Source organism: Aeromonas sp. HMWF017 (assembly GCF_003061465.1).
GTDB lineage: Bacteria > Pseudomonadota > Gammaproteobacteria > Enterobacterales > Aeromonadaceae > Aeromonas > Aeromonas veronii.
Map to the genome: position 1 here is coordinate 20,738 of NZ_QAJD01000109.1, position 5,269 is coordinate 26,006.

The 5,269-nt window shown below is 61.6% G+C and carries 4 protein-coding genes and 1 pseudogene; all 5 read left to right on the forward strand.

Going from position 1 to position 5,269, the window contains the following annotated elements:
- On the forward strand, positions 1–1,677 hold a 1,677-nt coding region (locus DBR30_RS10985), incomplete at its 5' end, for a FimV/HubP family polar landmark protein (RefSeq protein WP_258224395.1).
- Positions 1,678–1,877: 200 nt separating this feature from the next.
- Positions 1,878–2,687, forward strand: coding sequence for a tRNA pseudouridine(38-40) synthase TruA (gene truA / locus DBR30_RS10990; RefSeq protein ID WP_040066446.1), 810 nt, complete (start codon positions 1,878–1,880; stop codon positions 2,685–2,687).
- 119 nt (positions 2,688–2,806) lie between these two features.
- Positions 2,807–3,670 (forward strand): acetyl-CoA carboxylase, carboxyltransferase subunit beta, encoded by an 864-nt coding sequence (gene accD, locus DBR30_RS10995; protein ID WP_005333765.1) that lies wholly within the window; start codon positions 2,807–2,809, stop codon positions 3,668–3,670.
- A gap of 2 nt (positions 3,671–3,672) precedes the next feature.
- The gene (gene folC / locus DBR30_RS11000) at positions 3,673–4,932 is read left to right on the forward strand and encodes a bifunctional tetrahydrofolate synthase/dihydrofolate synthase (RefSeq protein ID WP_181363551.1); all 1,260 of its coding nucleotides are present in this window, start codon (positions 3,673–3,675) and stop codon (positions 4,930–4,932) included.
- 74 nt (positions 4,933–5,006) lie between these two features.
- A pseudogene (locus tag DBR30_RS22070) lies at positions 5,007–5,269 on the forward strand (cell division protein DedD); the annotation flags it as partial.

Genomic DNA, 5,269 nt, shown 5'->3' on the forward strand with positions numbered 1-5,269 from the left:
AAGCCGGCTGCCGCCAAACCCGCGAAGGTTGAAGCCGCCAAGACCGAGCCGGTGAAGGCTGCGCCTGCGCCGCTGCCAGTGGCGAAAGCCGCCCCCATTCCCGCCCCGGTGGTGGCACCGCAACCTGCTGCTGAAACCAAAGAAGTGGCCAAGGTGAGCGAGCCTGCGCCGAAAGAGGCGGTAGCACCTGCTCCGAGCACAGCAGAAGGCACCACACCGGCGCCTCTGCCTTCCGATCTGGATAAACCGGTGGGCAAACCGGCTACCGAGATGGCGCTGGCACTGGAAGATGCCAATGCCCAGCTCGGCCAGGTGACCGAGATGAACCACAGGCTCAAGCTGCGTCTGCAATCCCTGACCGAAGAGGTGGAGACCCTCAAGGCCCAGCTGCAGGATCAGACCGCGCTGCAAAAAGAGATTGCCGAGCTCAAGGCCCAACCGGTCCCGCCGGTGGCAGCCGAGCCTGAGCCTGAGAAAAACTGGTTGATGGATCTGCTTGCCTCACCGCTCAACCTCGCCATGATCATCCTGCTGCCGGTGCTGCTGGTATTGGCGCTGGTGACCCTGTGGCTGCGTGCCCGTGCCCGCCGTGAACTGGAAGAGCAGGAGAAGAGCCTCTCAGAATCCACCGCCATGATGATGGATCAGGAGCAGAGCGAGTTTGATGATCTGCTGAGCGTCGATGTGACCGACAACGAGCCGGTGCGCCCGGTGCCGGATCTCAACACCCCGGATGGCTTTATGCCGATGGAGCCTGACGAGCCGGCCGCCAAGCCGGATGTCGACTTGGTGTTCAGCGACGACGGCGAGATGGAGCTGCAGGGCTTTGAGCCCGAGCGGATGGCGGCCCAGCCAGCCAGTCGTGACCCGGATCTTGTGCCGGATCTCGATCTCTCGCTGGATGAGCCTATCGCGCTTGCCAACGAGCCCGCCATGGATCTGGCCAGCGAGTTCAACCCAAAGCCCAAGGCCGCTGACGAGATCATGAGCGAAGAGGAGCTGCAGGCAGCCCTGTTTGCCGAGCTGGATGCGGATCTCTCCGCCGACCTTGAGCCCGATTTGAGCTCCATCGACGAAGTCGGCGCCGCTGACGACGATCTGGCGAGCTTCGATCTCGGCGATTTCGACAGTGCCCTCGACGAGCCTGCTGCTGGCAAAGATGATAACGCTATTGATCTCAGTGCCGCAGAGGACGCTGACGAGAGTGCGGATGCCATGCTGGCCGAGCTAGGTCTTGAGCCTGTCAAGGCGAAAGAAGCGGAGCTGGATCTGGAGTGGGATCCCAACGAGCTGGCGCTCTCCGATTTCGAAGATGCGTTTGCCGAGGTGGAATCACATCCGGCAGATCTCCAGCCCCGTGAGCAGGCACAGGAGAGTGGCTACGTCGAGATCGACAAGCTGCTGGCCGAAGCGGATGCCACCGCGCCGGAGCAGGAGCCGTATCAGGGCTTCTCGCTGGATGTGGGGCTCGATGGCTTCCCCGAGGTGCTGCCGGAATCCACCGGATTTGACGTGGATGCCGACGACGGCGGTGTGGGTGCCAAGCTGGATCTGGCCCGTGCCTACCTCGAGATTGACGACAAGGATAGCGCCCGCGAGCTGCTGCAAGAGGCAGCGGAACAGGGTAGCGATCACCAGCGCGCCGAAGCCGAGAAGTTGCTCAAGCGGTTGGGCTAAAGCATCTCCCATCACGGGATCAGCAAAATGGGGGCAGCCAGCAGGCTGCCCTCTTCTTTTGGTGATTTGTTATGGGGTGAGCATGGCCGTGCAGGCTCGCAATCCAGGCCAATTGCGCGCGTGGTGGGACTTTTCGGGCTGAGCGCGTATAATCCGCCCCGTTTCTTTCACTGCGTTTTCACAACAAGACAAGTTTATCCATGCGAATCGCCCTAGGTATTGAATATGACGGCAGCCGGTATTTCGGCTGGCAGCGTCAGCGTGAAGTGATCAGCGTGCAGGCTGAACTGGAGACGGCGCTGAGCCGGATTGCCAACCACCCTGTCTCCATCCAGTGTGCCGGGCGCACCGATGCCGGTGTCCATGCGACCGGTCAGGTGATCCACTTCGATACCGAGGCGAACCGTGCCGAAGGGGCCTGGACCCTGGGGCTCAATTCCAACCTGCCGCCGGATATCGCCGTGCGCTGGGTCAAGCAGGTGGACGAGAGCTTCCACGCCCGCTTCAGCGCTACCGCCCGTCGCTACCGCTATGTCATCTACAACCACAACTACCGGCCGGCGATCCTCGGCAGTGGCGTCAGCCACTACCACGAGACCATCGATGCGGAGTTGATGCACCAGGCGGGCCAGAGCCTGCTGGGGGAGCACGACTTCAGCACCTTCCGTGCCGTCGCCTGCCAATCCAACACCCCGTGGCGCAATGTGACCCATCTGTGTGTCAGCCGCTCCGGCCCCTACATCGTGCTCGACATCAAGGCCAACGCCTTCCTGCACCATATGGTGCGCAACATCACCGGATCCCTGCTGCTGGTGGGGCAGGGGCTCAAACCGGTGGAGTGGATTGCCGAGGTGCTGGCTGCCAAGGATCGCAATCTGGCCGGGCCGACCGCCAAGGCCGGTGGCCTCTATTTGGTCGACGTGGATTACCCGGCCGAGTTTGCTCTGCCGCAGTTGCCGCTCGGCCCGCTGTGGCTGCCGGACTCGGCACCGGGTACGACCAGTTTTTAGTAACTGCGCCCGAAAAATTGTGGTTTAATGACCCGTCATTTGTTGCCATCGAGCTATTAAGTCATTGAACAATCTAGGCTCGATGCGTTTTGTCAGGCACAAAAGCATTAAGGAATTCCATGAGCTGGCTTGAGAAGATTCTTCCCAAGAGCAAGATCACTGCGCCCCGTCGTCACAACATTCCGGAAGGGGTGTGGACCAAGTGCAGTGCTTGTGAACAGGTGCTCTACCGGGCAGAGTTGGAGCGCAACCTCGAAGTGTGCCCCAAGTGTGATCATCATATGCGCATCAGCGCCCGTGCCCGTCTCGAGAGCTTCCTCGATGAGCAGGGTCGTACCGAGATCGGTGCCGAGCTGGAGCCGCAGGATGTACTGAAATTCAAGGATTCCAAGCGCTACAAGGATCGTTTGTCTGCCGCTCAGAAAGAGACGGCGGAGAAAGATGCGCTGGTGGTGATGAAAGGGACCCTCAAAGGGGTACCGGTTGTCGCCTGTTCGTTCGAATTCTCCTTCATGGGTGGCTCCATGGCCTCCGTGGTCGGTGCCCGCTTTGTGCGCGCCGTCGAGGAGTGCATCAAGGAAGGCCGTGGCCTGGTCTGCTTCTCCGCCTCTGGTGGTGCTCGCATGCAGGAAGCCCTCTTCTCCCTGATGCAGATGGCCAAGACCAGTGCAGCGCTGGACCGACTCACCAAGGCGGGCCTGCCCTATATCTCCGTGCTGACCGACCCCACCATGGGTGGCGTCTCTGCCAGTCTGGCGATGCTGGGTGACATCAACGTGGGCGAGCCAAAGGCTCTAATCGGCTTTGCCGGCCCGCGCGTTATCGAGCAGACCGTGCGCGAGAAACTGCCGGAAGGCTTCCAGCGCTCCGAGTTCCTGCTGGAAAAGGGTGCCATCGATATCATCATCGATCGCCGTGAAATGCGTAACCGTCTGGCCAGCCTGCTCGCCAAAATGCTGAATACTCACGTCATCGAAGAGTGAAGATGAGTTCAAACATGCAACAATCCCAAAGCCGGTCGCTTGTCGACTGGCTTTCTTATTTGGAGCAGATCCATCCGGTCAATATCGACATGGGGCTGGATCGGGTCGGTGCTGTCGCCCGGCGTATGGGGCTTACCCAGCTGCCGTTCAAGGTGATCACGGTGGCGGGCACCAACGGCAAGGGCTCCAGCTGTGCCATGGCGGCCAGCATTCTGATGGCCGCAGACTACAAGGTCGGCGTCTACTCCTCGCCCCATCTGCTGCGCTTTACCGAGCGGGTGCGGGTCAACGGGCAAGAGCTGCCCGACAGCGATCACTGCGCCGCCTTTGCCGAGGTGGAAGCCGCTCGTGGCGAGATTGCCCTTACCTTCTTCGAGTTCGCCACCCTGGCCGGTTTGTGGCTCTTCTGCCGCGCCGCGCCCGATGTGCTGCTGCTGGAAGTGGGACTGGGCGGTCGGCTCGACGCCACCAATGTAGTGGAGTCCGATGTTGCCATGATCACCTCCATTGCCCTCGATCACTGCGACTGGCTGGGGGATACCCGCGAAGCAGTGGCGGTGGAGAAGGCTGGGGTCTATCGCGCTGGCAAGCCCGCCATCAGCGGTGAGCCTAATCCGCCCGCGACTATTGCCAGCGAAGCCCAGCGTCTTGGCGCCAACCTGCGTCAGGTCGGTATCGATTTTCGTGGCGATGAGCACGAGAGCGGTTGGGATTATCACGGCCTGAACCAGTGGCGGGATCTGCCAAAACCGGCGTTGCCACTGATGAACGCGGTGACCGTGCTGGCGGCGTTGGAATCCCTTGGCTTGCCGCTGCCGGAGTCCGCCATTCGTGACGGGCTTGCCAATGCCCGGCTGGCTGGCCGGATGCAGCAGTTGCAAAGTGCGCCGCTGGTGATCGTCGATGTAGCCCACAACCCCCATTCGGCGGCCTATCTGGCCGCGCAATTGCGCAAGATGCCCTGCTCGGGTGTACGCCGCGCCGTGGTCGGCATGCTCAAAGACAAGGACATGGCGGGCTCCCTTGCCGAACTCGATGGCTTGATTGGCGAGTGGTATCTGGCCAGCCTCACCGGCCCGCGCGCCGCCACCTCTGCGCAACTGGCTGCGGCGTTGGGAGAGGGCAAGGGGCCTGCCAGGGAGTTTGATGATGTCAGCGCCGCTTATCAGGCAGCGTTGGCCGCATCGAGTCCGGACGATATGGTCATTGTGTTTGGTTCGTTTTACACTGTCGCCGACATTCTGGCGGGTGTCGCCGTCTAGGCCACACCCCGGCTCCCCGGCCTTCGGGCGGGGAGCCAAATCGCATATTGAGTTACGTAAAGGTAGGATTCAACTTGGCCTCGAAGTTTCAAAACCGTCTGGTGGGCACCGTCATCCTGGTGGCCCTGGTTGTTATTTTCCTGCCGGACTTGCTGGATGGTCACAAGCTGGCACAAAAGGAGGAGGCCTTTGCCAAGATCCCGCTGCGCCCCGAGCTGGAGCCTGCCAAGCCTGCGCTGCAGGTCTCGGCAGCCAGCAGCCTGCCCGCCGATCATCTGGCCAGCCAGCAACAGGCCTCTGCGGCCCAACAGTGGCAAGTGGAAGAGGTGGCTGACCC